At 58.8% G+C, this 15,535-nt stretch carries 18 protein-coding genes and 1 tRNA gene; 7 read left to right on the forward strand and 12 right to left on the reverse strand.

The genetic code is table 11. The features are described from left to right. The first annotated feature begins 416 nt into the window (after window positions 1-416). Entirely contained in the window at window positions 417-650 is a 234-nt protein-coding gene (locus AC13RM_RS10080) for a hypothetical protein (RefSeq protein WP_374815166.1), read from the forward strand. Between the two features lie 47 nt (window positions 651-697). Further along, window positions 698-1,093: a nuclear transport factor 2 family protein gene (locus AC13RM_RS10085; protein ID WP_285171286.1), complete on the forward strand. Its 396-nt coding sequence runs from the start codon at window positions 698-700 to the stop codon at window positions 1,091-1,093. A 68-nt stretch (window positions 1,094-1,161) separates the two neighbouring features. Here the strand turns inward: AC13RM_RS10085 and AC13RM_RS10090 are convergent, their stop codons facing one another. The 5 genes from AC13RM_RS10090 to AC13RM_RS10110 form a co-directional block, all read right to left on the reverse strand. Next, the gene (locus AC13RM_RS10090) at window positions 1,162-1,812 is read right to left on the reverse strand and encodes a response regulator transcription factor (RefSeq protein WP_285171285.1); all 651 of its coding nucleotides are present in this window, start codon (window positions 1,810-1,812) and stop codon (window positions 1,162-1,164) included. A gap of 3 nt (window positions 1,813-1,815) precedes the next feature. Next, the gene (locus AC13RM_RS10095; protein ID WP_285171284.1) at window positions 1,816-2,880 is read right to left on the reverse strand and encodes a sensor histidine kinase; all 1,065 of its coding nucleotides are present in this window, start codon (window positions 2,878-2,880) and stop codon (window positions 1,816-1,818) included. Between the two features lie 231 nt (window positions 2,881-3,111). Further along, window positions 3,112-4,443: an ABC transporter ATP-binding protein gene (locus AC13RM_RS10100; RefSeq protein ID WP_374815167.1), complete on the reverse strand. Its 1,332-nt coding sequence runs from the start codon at window positions 4,441-4,443 to the stop codon at window positions 3,112-3,114. A 20-nt stretch (window positions 4,444-4,463) separates the two neighbouring features. After that, the gene (locus AC13RM_RS10105) at window positions 4,464-6,224 is read right to left on the reverse strand and encodes an ABC transporter permease (protein ID WP_374815168.1); all 1,761 of its coding nucleotides are present in this window, start codon (window positions 6,222-6,224) and stop codon (window positions 4,464-4,466) included. A 100-nt stretch (window positions 6,225-6,324) separates the two neighbouring features. Continuing rightward, on the reverse strand, window positions 6,325-6,555 hold the full coding sequence (locus AC13RM_RS10110) for a hypothetical protein (protein ID WP_374815170.1): 231 nt from the start codon (window positions 6,553-6,555) through the stop codon (window positions 6,325-6,327). Window positions 6,556-7,393: 838 nt separating this feature from the next. Here AC13RM_RS10110 and AC13RM_RS10115 point away from each other — a divergent pair. Genes AC13RM_RS10115 through AC13RM_RS10125 form a run of 3 tightly spaced genes read left to right on the forward strand, consistent with a single transcriptional unit; the run spans window position 7,394 to window position 9,303 of the window. Next, window positions 7,394-8,596, forward strand: a complete 1,203-nt coding sequence (locus AC13RM_RS10115; protein ID WP_374815172.1) for a hypothetical protein — start codon at window positions 7,394-7,396, stop codon at window positions 8,594-8,596. A gap of 20 nt (window positions 8,597-8,616) precedes the next feature. Then, window positions 8,617-8,790, forward strand: a complete 174-nt coding sequence (locus tag AC13RM_RS10120; protein ID WP_374815174.1) for a hypothetical protein — start codon at window positions 8,617-8,619, stop codon at window positions 8,788-8,790. Then, entirely contained in the window at window positions 8,791-9,303 is a 513-nt protein-coding gene (locus tag AC13RM_RS10125) for a GNAT family N-acetyltransferase (protein WP_374815176.1), read from the forward strand. It abuts the gene before it with no gap. Between the two features lie 198 nt (window positions 9,304-9,501). Here the strand turns inward: AC13RM_RS10125 and AC13RM_RS10130 are convergent. Continuing rightward, window positions 9,502-9,577: transfer RNA gene (locus tag AC13RM_RS10130), tRNA-Ile, on the reverse strand. A gap of 164 nt (window positions 9,578-9,741) precedes the next feature. Here AC13RM_RS10130 and AC13RM_RS10135 point away from each other — a divergent pair. Continuing rightward, window positions 9,742-10,485 carry an SIMPL domain-containing protein gene (locus tag AC13RM_RS10135; RefSeq protein ID WP_113230347.1) on the forward strand — a complete coding sequence of 248 codons (744 nt, stop codon included), beginning with the start codon at window positions 9,742-9,744 and terminating at the stop codon, window positions 10,483-10,485. A 123-nt stretch (window positions 10,486-10,608) separates the two neighbouring features. On the opposite strand, the gene AC13RM_RS10140 is transcribed toward AC13RM_RS10135, so the two are convergent. The 4 genes from AC13RM_RS10140 to AC13RM_RS10155 form a co-directional block, all read right to left on the reverse strand. After that, window positions 10,609-10,947: a hypothetical protein gene (locus AC13RM_RS10140; protein WP_113230346.1), complete on the reverse strand. Its 339-nt coding sequence runs from the start codon at window positions 10,945-10,947 to the stop codon at window positions 10,609-10,611. Between the two features lie 247 nt (window positions 10,948-11,194). Further along, complete coding sequence (locus AC13RM_RS10145) at window positions 11,195-11,500, reverse strand: hypothetical protein (protein WP_069612602.1); 306 nt, start codon at window positions 11,498-11,500, stop codon at window positions 11,195-11,197. Window positions 11,501-11,678: 178 nt separating this feature from the next. Further along, window positions 11,679-12,104, reverse strand: coding sequence for a secondary thiamine-phosphate synthase enzyme YjbQ (locus AC13RM_RS10150; RefSeq protein ID WP_374815179.1), 426 nt, complete (start codon window positions 12,102-12,104; stop codon window positions 11,679-11,681). An 82-nt stretch (window positions 12,105-12,186) separates the two neighbouring features. Continuing rightward, window positions 12,187-12,540 (reverse strand): DUF1428 domain-containing protein, encoded by a 354-nt coding sequence (locus tag AC13RM_RS10155; protein ID WP_113230344.1) that lies wholly within the window; start codon window positions 12,538-12,540, stop codon window positions 12,187-12,189. A 147-nt stretch (window positions 12,541-12,687) separates the two neighbouring features. Here AC13RM_RS10155 and AC13RM_RS10160 point away from each other — a divergent pair, with 147 nt between their 5' ends. Then, window positions 12,688-13,077 carry a GNAT family N-acetyltransferase gene (locus AC13RM_RS10160; protein WP_374815622.1) on the forward strand — a complete coding sequence of 130 codons (390 nt, stop codon included), beginning with the start codon at window positions 12,688-12,690 and terminating at the stop codon, window positions 13,075-13,077. Window positions 13,078-13,120: 43 nt separating this feature from the next. On the opposite strand, the gene AC13RM_RS10165 is transcribed toward AC13RM_RS10160, so the two are convergent. Together AC13RM_RS10165 and AC13RM_RS10170 are read right to left on the reverse strand one after the other, a co-directional pair. Further along, window positions 13,121-14,017, reverse strand: coding sequence for a LysR family transcriptional regulator (locus tag AC13RM_RS10165; RefSeq protein WP_374815181.1), 897 nt, complete (start codon window positions 14,015-14,017; stop codon window positions 13,121-13,123). Between the two features lie 288 nt (window positions 14,018-14,305). Continuing rightward, a complete protein-coding gene (locus AC13RM_RS10170; RefSeq protein WP_488554898.1) occupies window positions 14,306-15,526 on the reverse strand; it encodes an MFS transporter in 1,221 nt (406 codons plus the stop codon). Window positions 15,527-15,535: the final 9 nt, after the last annotated feature.

Here is a 15,535-nt window from a genome sequence, read left to right on the forward strand (position 1 = left end):
TGACATATATCGTGTTGAATGGCAATTTCGATAAGAGCCATTGGTCCTGTATGGAATGAGCCCGGGCAAGCATAGCATCTCGCTCGAAGTCAGCGAAACCGGACGTACCAAGCGCAACGATTGAAAAGGCCGCAGGGCCGTCGAAGGAGAGTGTCATTCATGCCGAAAAAGCCGAATGCTTTCATCATCGCACCGACAGAGGCGTTGAGGGGAACCGGTATTGCCGAGATATCGTCGATCACCAAGACGGGAGAATGACGGTGTATGCTCGGGAATTTTCCTGCGAATATCCTTTTGATGAGCTCAGCATCCGCCTATGCGATCGTTGGGAAACCGGATTGTTATTATATGGGCGCGCTGAATTGACATCGGCAGGAGCCGATTACGAGGATGAGTTCTACGTTTCGGCAATCAGATTGGATGGCGGTGCAAGGCTTGCACGGCCGAATGTCTCGAACAGCGCGGGCGGCTTCGAGTCCGAATTGTTTCGGCGGATAGCTGCCGTCATCGAAGACGACAGAACGCAGGCGGGCCGTCACGCCGCCGAGCTTTTTGCCATTGAATTGGAACAATCCCGGCAAGCCGACCATGATCAAAACCACAAGATCAGACAGGAAAGAAACCTGGAGATGCCTGCAGCAACACATTGAGGCCCATTGCAGCCGAGCATCAACACCAAATGGAGGTTGCTGAGACCATGGACGTCTCCCAACACGACCTTGAAGAGATTCGCCTACTGGAGCAGAAGCTGCATCTCCCCGAAATTCGGCAATCGCCGGCGATTGTGGCGGAACTGCTGGCGGAAGGCTTCGTCGAATTCGGCAGCTCCGGAACGGTCCACGACGATAGAGATGAACTAATCGCCCGTCTGGCTGCAGAAAAACCGGAAGAAGGCGCTCCGCCGATTATTTCCCGCGACTATGCCTTTCGACCGATCTCACCGGATGCCGTCCTCGTCACTTATCGCAGCATCCGACAGGCTGGAGAGAGAGGTCCGGAGCGGCATACTTTACGGAGTTCGATCTGGCAGCGCATCGATGGGCGATGGCAGATGATCTTTCACCAGGGAACGCCCACGGTTTCGCAGGATTGAATCCACAACCCGGCGCCATCGCATTTGCAAGCCATGAAATCCTTGCGACTGGGGTAAATGCGCTAAGTTTAGCGGAGCCCAGGCGCTGTATCGTTGGCTTTACCGTCTGTGAGGCCGAGGTTATCCGCCATCCGGATGAGATCGGCGACGGAGTCGGCCCGCATCTTGCGCATGGCCTGACCGCGATGGACCTTTACGGTGATTTCGCTGAGGCCGATCTCGGCGGCGATCTGCTTGTTCAGGAGGCCTCGCGCAACGAGCGCCATCACCTCACGTTCACGTGATGTGAGCGTTGAAAACCGCTCCTGAAGATCGACCTCCGCCGCCTGCTTGCGCAGGCGGGCGCGATCGATTTCGAGCGCCTGCCTGATAGCATCAAGCAGATCTTGCTCCCGGAACGGCTTTAGAAGAAACTCCACCGCCCCCGCTTTCATCGCTCTGACGGACATTGGCACGTCGCCGTGCCCGGTGAGGAAAATGATCGGGATCGCATAACCCGTCCGGGCAAGCTCATCCTGAAAATCAAGACCGCTCGCATCCGGCATCCTGACGTCCAGCACGATGCAGGCTGGCCCTTCGGGCCGGGGAGACGCCAAGAAATCCCGCGGCGACGCAAAGCCACGCGTATCGTAGCCGACGGAGCGCAATAGGCTGTCCAGTCCGTCACGCACGGATGGATCGTCGTCGATGACATAAACGGTCGACTGTTGTCTCTGCATCCCCTACCCCTTCACCTTTCCGCCGAGCGGCAAGGTGAAACCGAAGACGGCTCCGTGCGGAAAATTCGGCGCAGCATAGATGGTCCCGCCATGCGCTTCGATAATGGACCGGCTGATAGCAAGCCCCATCCCCATGCCTTTCGGCTTGGTCGTGTAAAAGGCTTCGAATATATTGTCGAGCATTTCGGCCGGCATGCCGCTGCCGGTATCGCGCAGGCTAACGGTCACCTTCCGTTCGCCCGCGGCAGCGCTGACAAGCAGCTCGCGCGTTTCCGCATCGACCTCAGCCAGAGCTTCGATCGCATTCATCACGAGATTGAGGACCACCTGCTGGAGCTGGACGCGATCACCAGCCACCAACGGCAGATCGCCCGCCAATTCGGTGCGGAATCGAATCTGATTCCGACGGATCTCGCTGCGGACGAGTTCCAATACATCATTGATCGCCTCGACCAGATCGATCGCGTCGCTAGATGGCGACGAGCGCGCCACAAGCCCGCGGACACGGCCGATGACATCGCCTGCTCGCCCCGCATCCGCGACAATTCGCTCGATGGCACGGCGGGCTTCGTCGTGATCGGCCGGTGTCGCCGAAAGCCATCGAAGCGCGGCATTGCCGTTAGCGGCAATTGCAGTGATCGGCTGGCTGACTTCGTGGGCTATCGATGTGCCCAACTCACCGACGATCATAAGACGCGACATGCGCGCGAGCTCCGATTGCGCCTGCCTCGCCCTGGCATCGAGCATTTCGATCCTGATTGCCAGATAAGTGGTCGCGCCGATCGCGACCAGACTAAGCGTACTGTTGATCAGGCCAGCCTGCGAAGCGCCATGACCCGTCAAAAAATAGCTGATGACGGTCAGAGCGGCGCATGTAATCCCGACCATCGCGATAGCTCCGGTTCGACCGGAATAGACCGCCAGCAGGATCACCGAGACATAAAGAACGGCGAAGGCGATCTCCAGATCGGTGATCGTATCACCGACGAAAATGAGGGCAGCGAGGACCGTAATGCCGAGCCAAAGCAATGGCATCTCGAAAAGATACTTCAGAAATTCCCGCCTCATTCCCTGCATCCCTGCATCACGGCTTCCGCAAGATTGCGTGCAGAAGCTGCAAACTGCCTGAACCGAAGCGCCAAAACAACAACCGCTTTCTCCGGCGCCGCCAAAGCTGGCGATCCGTAGGATCTGATGCGCTAAGCCCTGCCTTGGCGACCATCAAACCTTGGAATCCCATGGCGCCGGTCACCGCCTCAATGGGCGGCGAGGCTTCCGCATTCATTCCAGCCCAAGGTTTCAACTCGGGTTTTCCAGCGTGAACAGATCAGCGTTTTCGTCATAGGCGAAATATTCCGCGTAGCGGGCCCAGTTCGTAACAGCCTTGAGAGTGGTGTCGGCATAATCCTCGGACATGTAATCCTCCAGCTCATCGCGGAAGCGCCGTGCAGGCGCGCGGTGGGTCGGCCGCTCGTCGAGCACGCGGCGAATGTGCGCAGCCAGCGGCACATAGGTCGCCAGATGCTGCTCGAAGAGTTTCTTGCGTTCATCGACATCGCTGTCGGAGAAACGCAATCCCGGTGCCGTCAGCTTGATGTCACCCCCTTCCAGATCGGCAAAACGCAGCAGTTGAAGCGTTTCCGCAACCGGAAAGAGGTCATCGATGCCGAGATGCAGATGGGTGGCCAGCGGCGGCAGATCGGCCTGCCCGCGATAGGGCTCGGCAGCGACCGTTTCGATCAGACCGGACATCAAATTGGTCGACACGCGCGGCAGCGCCATGGCAATGCCGGTACCGGGGAAAAGGCCCTCGCGCGTCGGTGCGCCGGTCTTCACCGTCATCCGCGCATAGATATCTTCGACCAGCATGCGGAAGGCCGGATCGAGACGGTTGCGCGGCTGCGGCAGATCGACATGGATCTCCGCAATCACACGGCCGGGATTCGATCCGAAGATCAGGATGCGGTCGCACATCAGCACGGCTTCCTCGATATTGTGGGTCACCATCAGCACCGACTCGATCGGCATCCGGCCCTCACACCACAGATCAAGCAGATCCGTGCGAAGCGTTTCTGCCGTCAGCACGTCCAGCGCCGAAAAGGGTTCGTCCATCAGCAGAACCTTTGGCCGCACGACGAGTGCCCGCGCAAGGCCGACACGCTGGCGCATGCCTCCCGAGAGCTCCTTTGGATAAGCGCTTTCGAAACCGTCGAGGCCGATGAGATCGATGGCAGCGAGCGCACGCTTGCGCCTCTCGGAGGAGGCAACACCTTGCGCCTCCAACCCCAGTTCGACGTTTTGCAGCACGGTCAGCCAGGGAAAGAGCGCAAAGCTCTGGAAGACCACGGCAACATCGGAGTTGGGGCCCACGACCGGGCGGCCTTCGAAGGTGATATCGCCTCTGCTCGGGCGGATCAGACCGGCAATCGCACGCAGAAGCGTGGACTTGCCGGAGCCGGAACGGCCGAGCAAGCCAACGATTTCATTGGAATAGAGCTGAAGATCGACATTCTCGAGCACGACGAGCGAGCCGGATGCCCCCTTGTCGTAGGCCTGGCACACTTGCTTCGCGAGAACCAGCGGCGCATTTTTTTCAATATCGAGCTTCCTGGAGATGACAGCGTTTTCCATATTCGATTCTCCGATCTGAATTAATCGAGGCGCATGCGGCGTTCGGCGAAGACGTAGAGCGGCCGCCAGAGCGTTCTGTTGAAGAGCGTCACGAAGATCGACATGACGACGATACCAAGGATGACACGCGGAAAATCGCCCGCCTCCGTCGCTTTCGCGATGTATGATCCCAGTCCGAAGGCTTCGAGTTTCGTGTTGCCCCAGCTCGCCAGTTCAGCAACGATGCTCGCGTTCCATGAGCCGCCGGACGCCGTCAGTGTACCCGTGATGTAGTAAGGGAATATTCCCGGCAGCATCACGCGCCGCCACCATGTCCATGAGCGCAGCCGGTAGACCGAGGACGCCTCCCGCAGATCGGTAGGAAATGCACTCGCGCCGGCAATCACGTTGAACAGGATGTACCATTGGGTGCCGAGTACCATCAGCGGTGACAGCCAGATGTTCGGGCTAGCGCCCGTCGCAACGATCGCAACCACTGCAACGGGAAAGAGCACATTTGCCGGAAACGCCGCCAGGAATTGGGCCAGAGGCTGGACGCGCTCCGCAACAGCGGGACGCAGGCCGATCCAGACGCCGATCGGAACCCAGATGACACTGGCGACCGCAATAAGAACGATAACGCGAACAAGCGTCACGAAGCCGCCGGCAAAAGCGATCCAGACATCGGCCCAAGAGAGCGTCTGGCTGAGATAGGAAACCGCATCCCAGATACTCCAGGCACCGATGACTGCGATCAGCACATACCAGGCAATATCGATAGCCCAGCTGACGGCTCGCTGCTCGCCTCGCTCTCTTGCGACGGCTCGCGAGGCCGGCAACAGCCGCACGAGCATCAGCCGACCCCATGCAGCGGCCAAAGGTGTGGTCACGTATTTCAGGAGACGCGTGCGACGGATCAGCGAATAGACCCAGGAGCGCGGCTTCTGCTGCCCGGCCGTCTGCTCGAAGCGGAACTTGTCTGCCCAGGCGACGATCGGGCGGAAAAGCAGCTGGTCGTAAAGAAGGATGACGACCGCCATCGCAAGTACAGCCCAGCTCACCGCGGCGAAATCCTGCTTGTCGATGGCAACCGCCAGCCACGAACCCAGACCTGGAAGCTGCACGGTAGTGTTTCCCACCGTGATCGCTTCGGATGCGACCACGAAGAACCAGCCGCCGGACATTGACATCATCGTATTCCAGACGAGACCGGGTGCGGCAAAGGGAGCCTCCAACCGCCAGAAGCGCTGCCACGTCGACAGACCAAAACCGCGGCTGACCTCATCGAGATCGCGCGGAACCGTCCGCAGCGACTGATAGAAGGAGAAAGCCATATTCCATGCCTGGCTGGTGAAGATCGCGAAGATCGAAGCACATTCCGCGCCGAGCTGGCTTCCGGGGAAAAGCTCCATGAAGAAGGTCACGGTGAAGGTCAGAAAGCCGAGCACCGGGACGGATTGCAGAATGTCGAGCGCCGGAATGATGATCTTTTCAGCGCGGCGGCTCTTTGCGGCGAGCGTCGCGACGACGAAGGTGAAGATGAGGGACGCAACGATGGCAGCCATCATCCGCAAAGTCGTGCGCAAGGCGTATTCGGGCAGATCGGCCGGGTCGAGCGACAGGGGTGTCGTGGACAGACCGGCGAGCGGCGCACGCATCTCGGCTACGCCGTGAAGCGCGAGATAGGCAGCGGCCGCAATGAAGGCGAATGCAGCGAGATCATAGCCATTCGGCAGGATACGCGAACCGGCCAATGCAGCAACGGCGCTACGCTCGCGTCGATCGTTAGCAAGGAAAACCATGTGATAACCCTTTGAAACGGGATGTTATCGGCCAGGGCGCGGTCGTATAGCGCTGCATTCGCGACGCCACCGACCGGTGCGCTTGTTTAAGAAAGGACACTTATGCCGCGCGACGGCTACCATCCTCGTCGACGACGGGCTCGCCTTCCGTCGTCCAGAAGCACTCAAGCTTTCCGGTGTAGGAATTGATGTGCCAGACGGCGATCAGGCGCGGACGCTGTGGCGATACGGAGCGTTCAGCCGGACGGCTGCCAACCGAAACCGCAAAGGTGGTCGGGGCGGAAAACTTGGTTGCGAACCTGCGTCCGCGGAAAAGAACGATGTTGTTCATAGCTCACCTCTTCGGCCCACCGAACGGCAGATCCGAAGGGCGAGCCGGACAGGCTAGGCCCGACCGGCGCTCGCCCGGCGAATGCCGGCAGCGGTCCAGGTTGTTGCGATGACCGTCCGAGTGCAGCATGACGCCACAACCGGACAGCGACTAGGGTAACTGTCCATTGGTTTCTTGATCTGTTGGTTTCATAGGCTGTCGCATGATGTTGCGAGGACATAGCCGTAGTGTCACAACCACCGAGAGCGGTCAATCAGGCGATGGTGCACCGCAATTATACCAAAGTATATGCCGCGCGATCTCGATGGCAGGCGGCTCGGCGGCAAATAATGGAAACCTGTATTCAACGGTCCTGCCGCGAGCGAGCATGTGAAAATCCGCAAATCCCCGAGCTTTGCAGCAGCGATCCATTTTCCGATCGTCCAGCCTCGTCGAGGAAGATACCATTCAACCAAGCTGAAGCGTTTCCTCGCAAACCCGATGCGAAACGATCTGACGGCGCTCCATGGAAATGGAACCCAAAACCAAGCTTTTATGCAACAATAACTTTCAAAATAGAGGCAAGAGAATAGTTAATTTGCAAATATTCATGCCTTGCATCAGAAATATATAAGCGACTCCACTGTCGTTTCGGCGTTTATCCAGCCGGAACGCCGAAGGACGACGGCCATTATATATCTAAAACAATATAGAAGGCGCGATGAAATTTTTACTCAGAACTTTTGGTGAAATCGCTCTTCTGGATAGCGACGAACGCCAAATAGCGTTTCCGAAAAAGGCGCTTCTGATTATTGCCTATTTGCTCGCGAGTGACAGCAAATCCGTCAGCAGAACAAGCATGGCGCGATTTCTTTGGGGTGAAGGTGACTTGGCGAATTCGCTGACAAACCTTCGCAAGCTCGTTTCCCGTATCAAGAGCCGGCAATCGGACTTGAACGTCGACCTCCTGACCTTTGATGATACCGACATCCACATCGCAAATGGCTCGTTTACGAGCGATATTGTCCGTGCGCAAGTCAGCACGACCGGCAATTCAGCCGAGCAACTCGCCATCTTGATGGAGCGCTCGCAGTTAAAATTCCTGAAAAGAGCCAACTGCCAGACCAGAGCTTTCATTGATTGGCGAGAGAGCGAAAGAAGGCGACACCTCGCCATGTTAAAGGAAGCGCTGGATGCTGCGATGACGATTCCAGTCGCGTCCGGCAACATCGCGCTTATCCAGGAGGCGGCCCTCCTTCTTTTCGAAGCCGAACCGCAAGACGAGGCCACACATCGTATATTGCTGAAGGCGTTTGACGCCGAAGGCGGCGTCGATCAGCTCAAGCGTATATTCGCGCGGCGTAAGGATCTCGTCTCGCCGTGGGCAGCAACCTCCCGCTCTCCGACGCCAGTTACTTCCACGCATTCGCCCGCCATATCCGAGCAAGATACTGCTACGCAGCCCATCTTGCGCATACCTCGCCTCGCGCTGCTGCCGCCGGGCAACGAGAGCCTCGATGGGACTGCGACCATGATCGCCTCCTCGCTCATCGAAGACATCACGCTCGGATTTTGCGCTTTGCACAGCCTGCGAGTGATTGCCCCCTACTCCGCTGTCCAGATCGGCCGCAAAGCCGAGGATCAAGCCGCACTTTTCGAGCGATATGACATCAACTATGTCCTGGAAACCAGATTGAGCGGGCCGGATGACGATCTTTCGCTTGTCACACAACTCATCTCCCTGCCGGGCAGCGAGATCCTGTGGGCGGAGCGCTTCAATTTCGGCACGCTGGATCTTGCGCGCAATAAACGCGAAATCTCGCGGCAGATCGTGCTCGCCGCCGCGGCGGAAGTCGAGCGGCATGAGATGGCGCGTGCTTATTTCGAAGACAACCCCGTCGCCTACCATCAATATCTTGTCGGGCAGCAATATCTCCATCGCTTGACCCTGCCGAACATGCAGGGCGCGCACAAGGAGCCGCAAGCCGCCCTGCGCGAGAGTACCGACTTTGCACCGACACTCAGTTCTGTCGACGGACTTATTCGGAGGAATAACTGCTGACCGCGCGCGGTGATGACGAATTGCTGACATCGGCAGAGAATTTCGCTGCGCGCGCTGTCTCAATTCGCAACGACTTGCTGGACGGCTATTGGGAACTTAGTGTTGCCAAGCTCTTCCTGGGAGCTATCGAAGAAAGCGTGGAAGCACTGGAAATGGCGGAAACTGTCGGCCCGTATCACAAGGCGGAGTTTTGAATGGTGATATCGTTGACCCACATTCGCGCAGAAGAAGCCAAAGATATCGACGCCATTCATGCAATCACCTCTGCCGCCTTCGAAGGAAAGAACTATAGTTCGGGCACCGAGGCAGCCATCATCGATGCGCTGCGAACGGCCGGTGCGCTAACCCTTTCCCTCGTCGCCGTGGAGAACGATGAGATCATCGGCCACGTAGCCTTCTCACCCGTGACAATCGAATCCGGAGCCGAAGAGTGGTTCGGCCTTGGCCCAGTATCCGTCCGCCCCGACCGACAGAACAAAGGCATCGGAAAGGCTCTGATTGAAAACGGACTGGCCCAACTGAGAGCGCGCGGCGCCAACGGCTGCGTGGTTCTCGGCGATCCCCGCTACTACTCCCGTTTCGACTTCACGAGCGACGAAACCCTTCGCTACGCTGACGTACCGGCCGAATATTTTCAGCGGATCGTGTTCAAGGGGCCAGCCCCAAAAGGGGCGGTTGCGTTTCACACAGGCTTTGACGCAGCGTAAGAGAACCCCAGCCTTCAGAAGAGGTGCGGCTCCAGAGCCGGCATTCTATTGGCAACCGCAGCACGCACCGAGAGCGGAGGAGACTTCACGCGAACGCGGACTAATCGGAGATATTGCGGACCAGATTATTGAAGCGATCTTGCGTCGCTTGGATAGTCACGTCGGAGAGATCATCGTAGTTTGCAAGTTAGAAGCAAATGGTGGGCCCGGAGGGACTCGAACCCCCAACCAAGCGGTTATGAGCCGCCGGCTCTAACCATTGAGCTACAGGCCCAGGCGCAAGGTAAGAACTCTGCGCTTGCGACTCCGGAGCAATGGTTCCCCGAAGACGACTTGGCTCTAACCCAATTTCTGTTTTCCGACAAGGGACTGCCGTAATACCTTCACAATCAATCCGCAAAAGCGGATCTTGAGGGATTATCAACCAAGGAACGAAACATGCTTCTGACGAAAACCAGAGATTTTGCTCTTGCCGCTCTTGTCAGCGCCACTTTCTTCGTGCCTGCGGCTGCAGCCTTTGCTGAAGATGCCAAGCCGCGCGAGGCGGTCATTACCGTCACTGGTGAGGGACATGCTTCCATCACACCGGATATGGCCGTCGTAACGCTCGCAGTCGTTCAGCAGGCCAAGGCAGCCCAGGATGCACTCGATCAGAACAACAAGGCCATGGGCGCCGTGCTGGCAACACTGAAGGAAAGCGGCATCGCCGAGCGCGATCTGCAAACCTCCGGCTTTTCCATTCAGCCGCAATATACCTATCCGAACGACAAGGACGGCCACAACCAGCCGCCGGTTCTGAACGGCTATCAGGTGACGAACGGCCTGACCGTTCGCGTGCGTGATCTCTCCAAGCTCGGCGGGCTGCTCGATCAGGCGATCAAGCTCGGCATCAATCAGGGCGGCGATATCCAGTTCACCAACGACAAGCCCGATGCCACGATCGAAGAGGCTCGCAAGAAGGCAGTCGCCGATGCCGCCGCCAAGGCAAAGACCTTGACGGATGCCGCCGGCGTCAAGCTCGGCCGCGTTATCGCGATCCATGAAGGCGGCATTGCCGCCCCGCCGCAGCCCTATATGCGCAGCATGGCCGCCGCGGCTCCGATGGACAAGGCAGTTCCTGTCGCCACCGGCGAAAACGAATACAACGCATCGGTCAGCATCACCTACGCGATCCAGCAGTAATCAAAACAAAACCGCCCTTCGCTCAGATCCGATCGGGTCGAGCAAAGGGCGGTTCCGCGGCCCCCGCCAAAAAGGCGAAAAGGTCAGAGAGAAAGCGGGCGCCTCGTGCGCCCGCTTTGCTTGTCAGCGGCCTAGGAGCGGGCAACCGCGAACATTGGCAAACATCATCGTATCCGGACCGCGGCGGCCGAAACCATCGACGATAACGCGACGCGGCGTCACATCCACAACACGGGCGCGGCGCAGACCATAGCTGCGGGCAACGTCCACGGCCTGGCGGGGATCGCAGCCACGGCGGTCAAAACGCGGCGGCGGGCGATCATAATCCGGCGGTGGCGGGCGATGACGGCCCGGATTGACATAAATATCGACGCCCTGCGCAGAGGCAAAATCCGCCGTGCCCGACAAGGCAGTCACTGCGACGCAGACGGCGACTCCCAACTTTGCCAGCATTTGTTTCATTAAGTTCTCCATGAAGCAGAGGGCTTCTCTCTCATGCCTGCAATATTTGCTGAGCGAGTGCCCGAGAGGTAACGGCATGATGTTGAATGGGGCCAGAATCAGCCGTTCATCCATTATTCAGCTACAATGAACGCTAAAGGGAAACCAGATGGCCGATAATAGCACAACATAAAAAATAAAGCCGCCTCCCTTTCGGAGGCGACTTCGAATCCATCGAATAGATGTGGAAAACTTGGGCACGCTGCAATCAGCGGCGGATCAGCGGGCAACCCGGTGCGTTGGCGAAGACAACCCGATCCGGACCACGGCGGCCGAAACCTTCGACAACGACACGGCGCGGCGTGACATTGTCGATACGGGCGCGGCGCAGACCCATGTCGCGTGCTTTCTCGACGGCGAGACGCGGCGAGCACATGCGACCGCGCGGGTGGTCATAGCGAGCCTGCTGAATACCGGGATGGAAGTCGTTGGCGGAGGCCGTGACGACCGTTGCGGACATGGCGCCGAGCGCAATGAGAGCTGCAATACCTGCCTTGGCGAAAAGATTGGTCATGGTGTTTCTCCTTCAAATGCTTGCTGCGGATCGTTGCTATCCCGTTATTGGCCTCGCCATCGGCAATGCCTCGGGATTGGGGCCACGTTAGGTCAGCCAAGCTGAACCGAACACGAATTGGCCGTTCAGATTGTATTCACGACGGTTAACAATCTATTGACGCGAGAAGGCGCGCTGTTCAGCCAGAAAAATGCAGCACGATCTCGCGGCGATGCGGCCGGTCGCGATGCTCGAAAAGGTAGATGCCCTGCCAAGTGCCGAACGCCAGCCGACCGTTCATCACCGGAATGCCAATGGAAACCTGCATCAGTGCGGCTTTGATATGCGCCGGCATATCGTCCGGCCCTTCCATGGTGTGCACGATCCAGCGCATCGAGGAATCCGACGATGGCGGCACGAGCCGGCTGAAGAAGGCCTTGAGATCGGTCTTCACATCGGGATCGGCATTTTCCTGGATCAGGAGGGAACAGGAGGTGTGGCGAACGAAGACGGTCAGAAGCCCCTCACCGCCGGCGGCCGCGGTGCGGACGAATTCCGCCACCTGATCGGTAAATTCGTAGAGCCCCTGCCCATGAGTCGAAAGCGTGATCACTGTTTGCGGCATGGCATCCTCCGGGCATGGCGATAGCGATCCGCATCAGGTCGGGCGAGTGGCCGGAATGTCAAGTCCGGCCACTGCCTTGAGCCTATAATGAAATGGCGACATTGAAGCCGCCATAGATCATGCGCTTGCCGTCAAAGGGCATGTTTTCCATCTCATCCTTCAATCGCGGATCGGCCATGACCTTCGCCAATATCGCATCGCGGCTTTCTCGCGATTCATAGGTGATCCATGAGAACACCACGACCTCATCTTCCGTCGCCTGTACCGCACGCGGAAAAGAGGTAAGTTCGCCATAGGGCACATCGTCGCCTATGGCCTCGACATAGCTTAGCGCACCATATTCACGCCAAACCTCCCCGGCCCGTTGCGCGAGTGCTTTGTAAGCCTCGATCTTGTCTTTCGGCACGGCAACGATGAAACCGTCGACATAGGACATTTCAGCCTCCTCTGTTCTATGTTCACTTTTAAAGGACGATTGACGGCAACCAGATCCGACATTGGCTGCGGATATTTTCCACAGACCATCCCGTCGGCCCGAGACAGCACCGAACTCACTGAATGATCCCGCGGAGGGACGCCAATGATGATAGAATACCAGAATGATCCGAAGCTCGAAAATGAGGTGCTCAATGCCCTGTGGTCGACCGCATGGGGCAGCTCCTCTCCGCGGGATTTCCAGCCCATTCTCTCCCGAAATCTCGCGCATGTGGGCGCATTCGCGGGCGCAAGACTGGTGGGCTTCGTCAATGTCGCCTGGGATGGCGGCATTCATGCCTTTATTCTCGATACCTGCGTCGATCCGGAATTTCGGCGAAGAGGTATCGCAAGCGCCCTCGTCGCGCGGGCGAAAACCCTGGCCGGCGAACGTGGCGCGGAATGGCTGCATGTCGATTTCGAGCCGCATCTCACCGGCTTTTATCGGGGGCTCGGTTTTGCTCCCACTGAGGCCGGCCTCATTCGGCTGCAGGATTGACGGAATGCGCGCCTTAGACGGATGAGTGGCTTTGCGCGAGCAGCTAGTTGCGAAACAGGGCCGCAGCCGGGTTCAGCAAGGCGGCCGGCGGATAGACCAAATTATAGCTGACAGCAGCCGGCTGCATCTCCACAAAGCACCTGACCAGCTTTTTCTCGGAGAGATCGCGCGCCACCAGCGAGCTTCGTACGAGGGCAAAGCCGCGGCCCTGCCGGCAGGCCTCCAGCATCTCGGCAAAGGAATCGAAGAAAGGTGCCTCCTCCACGGCCCGTGCGATATCGAAACGCACGCCGTCCTCGCCGCTGCTCTCGCCAATCACCTGCTCGTGCCAGCGCTGCCAATCTAGAATCGTATGCCGCATGCCAGAGTAACGCAGAAGCGGAGCGACCCTTATGGCCCAGCGCGGCGGCAGTCGTTTGGAGAGTTCCGGCGAACTGACGACGAACTCTTCGTCCGTCAGCAATTCTTCATGCGTGAAACCGGCGTCGGCGCGGCCGAGCCAGATAGCGAGATCGGTACCTCCAGGCTGAAAATCCGGGCGCTGGTAGCCGACAGCCAGCTTCACCTCGACGTCCGGATAGCGCTGGCAGAAATCCGGCAGCCGCGCCGCCAGCCATTGGCTGGAGAACTCCGGCGAGACGGAGACCGCGACGCCGCGAACCGAAATACTCGCGCGCGCCTGGTACAACGCCGTTTCCAGCTCGGCGATCACGCCTGAGATTGCAGGATGCAGACGGGCGCCCAACGGTGTCAGCCGCGCCCCACTTCGGCCTCTGTCGAACAAGCGCCCGCCGATCCATCCTTCCAATTGCGCAAGCTGATGGCTGACTGCCGTCTGTGTCTGCCCGATCCGCTCGGCAGCACGACCGAAACCGCCGGTCTCGGCAATGGCGCAGAATGTCTGAAGCGTCGAGAGCGGTGGCAACGGCCTCTTTCCCATGAAAATCCCTCATGCTTTAAAGCGCAAGGATTCATTATACACCACTCTATTCCAGGCGCATCTATCTACTGGTCAACCATTTTGAGGTCATGGATAGATGAATATTCTTCATGTTGAAAGCTGGAGAACATGGTTCGCCCGGTTCCTGATCCGGCAAGATGCTTTGGAACGACGCTCGCATGATGAAGGTGGCAGAAAGCGAGACATGCTGCCTCTGACGAACCACCATTTGCTGCGGGATGTCGGGCGGAGCGATCTCGCGAAAGAGCAATCCAAGGATGGACGCCGCTAACCTCTGAGCGTCTTCACCCTGGTCAGATCCGGAAAGAGGCGCATCCAGAGCAGCACCACGACGATGGTTCCGACGCCGCCGGTCAGGACAGGTCCGAGAGCGCTGGCAAGCATGCCGGATTCGAATTCGCCGAGCTGATTGGAGGTGCCGATGAACAGCGAATTCACGGCATTGACCCGACCGCGCATGGCATCCGGCGTCAGGAGCTGCACGAGCGAGCTGCGCACGACGACGCTGACGGTATCCGAGGCGCCGACGACAAAGAGCGCTGCGACCGAAAGGATGATATTGGTCGACAGTGAAAAGACGATGGTGGCAATCCCGAAAACGAGGACCGCAAACAGCATCTTCTTGCCGACATCGCTCTGCAGCGGCCGGCGTGCCAGCCAGATCGACATGGCGAGCGCGCCGATTGCCGGCGCGGCGCACAACAGGCCGAGCCCCCAGGGCCCGGCATGCAGGATATCGCGCGCGAACATCGGCAGCAGCGCCGTCGCTCCGCCGAGCAGCACGGCGAAGAGATCGAGCGAAATCGTCCCCAGCATGACCGGGCGGCTCTTGATGAAGGAAACGCCGGCGAAGACGGAATTCAGCGTCACCGGCTCGCGCGACGACGGCTGCAGCCGTTCAACGCGGATCGAAATGACGTTGATGCTTGCAATGACATAAAGCACGGCTGAAACGGCAAATGGTGCAACGGGGCTGACGCCGTAAAGCAGACCGCCAAGCGACGGCCCGATGATGAAGGCCGTCTGCATCATCGAGGTAGAGGTCGCGATGGCGACCTGCAACAGCGAAGACGGCACGATATTAGGCAAAAGCGCTGCCATGGTCGGACGCTCGAAGGCCGTCGCTGCGCCCATGACGGCAACGGCGGCCAGAATGCCGGCGGGACCTATCCAGTGCTGCCAGACAGCCACAGCAAGAACCAGCGCGGTCAATGCCTCGATCAGCTGGCAGACGAGGCCGATTCGGCGGCGGTCGAACCGGTCGGCGACATGCCCGACGACAAAGGTCAGGATGACCATCGGCAGGAACTGGCAGAAGCCGACGAGGCCAAGGAAAAAGGCGCTATGGGTCTGGTCATAGATCATCCAGCCCATGGCAACCGTGACAGACTGAAAGCCTATCGAGGAAAAGACGCACGACGCAGCGAACGAACGATAGCCGGGGTGACCGAGCACGCTTGGCCGGTCAAGATTCTGCAGGGTGTCCATGAGCCTTCT

It is taken from the genome of Martinezella sp. CNPSo 3732 (assembly GCF_057784515.1).

Bases quoted from the DNA above. Each gene is read 5' to 3' on its own strand.
- AC13RM_RS10165 (WP_374815181.1), bottom strand. From the start codon at position 14,017: ATGGGAAAGAGGCCGTTGCCACCGCTCTCGACGCTTCAGACATTCTGC.
- AC13RM_RS10140 (WP_113230346.1), bottom strand. From the start codon at position 10,947: ATGAAACAAATGCTGGCAAAGTTGGGAGTCGCCGTCTGCGTCGCAGTG.
- AC13RM_RS10150 (WP_374815179.1), bottom strand. From the start codon at position 12,104: ATGCCGCAAACAGTGATCACGCTTTCGACTCATGGGCAGGGGCTCTAC.
- AC13RM_RS10100 (WP_374815167.1), bottom strand. From the start codon at position 4,443: ATGGAAAACGCTGTCATCTCCAGGAAGCTCGATATTGAAAAAAATGCG.
- AC13RM_RS10105 (WP_374815168.1), bottom strand. From the start codon at position 6,224: ATGGTTTTCCTTGCTAACGATCGACGCGAGCGTAGCGCCGTTGCTGCA.
- AC13RM_RS10110 (WP_374815170.1), bottom strand. From the start codon at position 6,555: ATGAACAACATCGTTCTTTTCCGCGGACGCAGGTTCGCAACCAAGTTT.
- AC13RM_RS10095 (WP_285171284.1), bottom strand. From the start codon at position 2,880: ATGAGGCGGGAATTTCTGAAGTATCTTTTCGAGATGCCATTGCTTTGG.
- AC13RM_RS10115 (WP_374815172.1), top strand. From the start codon at position 7,394: ATGGCGCGATTTCTTTGGGGTGAAGGTGACTTGGCGAATTCGCTGACA.
- AC13RM_RS10160 (WP_374815622.1), top strand. From the start codon at position 12,688: ATGATAGAATACCAGAATGATCCGAAGCTCGAAAATGAGGTGCTCAAT.
- AC13RM_RS10155 (WP_113230344.1), bottom strand. From the start codon at position 12,540: ATGTCCTATGTCGACGGTTTCATCGTTGCCGTGCCGAAAGACAAGATC.
- AC13RM_RS10085 (WP_285171286.1), top strand. From the start codon at position 698: ATGGACGTCTCCCAACACGACCTTGAAGAGATTCGCCTACTGGAGCAG.
- AC13RM_RS10125 (WP_374815176.1), top strand. From the start codon at position 8,791: ATGGTGATATCGTTGACCCACATTCGCGCAGAAGAAGCCAAAGATATC.
- AC13RM_RS10135 (WP_113230347.1), top strand. From the start codon at position 9,742: ATGCTTCTGACGAAAACCAGAGATTTTGCTCTTGCCGCTCTTGTCAGC.
- AC13RM_RS10170 (WP_488554898.1), bottom strand. From the start codon at position 15,526: ATGGACACCCTGCAGAATCTTGACCGGCCAAGCGTGCTCGGTCACCCC.
- AC13RM_RS10145 (WP_069612602.1), bottom strand. From the start codon at position 11,500: ATGACCAATCTTTTCGCCAAGGCAGGTATTGCAGCTCTCATTGCGCTC.
- AC13RM_RS10090 (WP_285171285.1), bottom strand. From the start codon at position 1,812: ATGCAGAGACAACAGTCGACCGTTTATGTCATCGACGACGATCCATCC.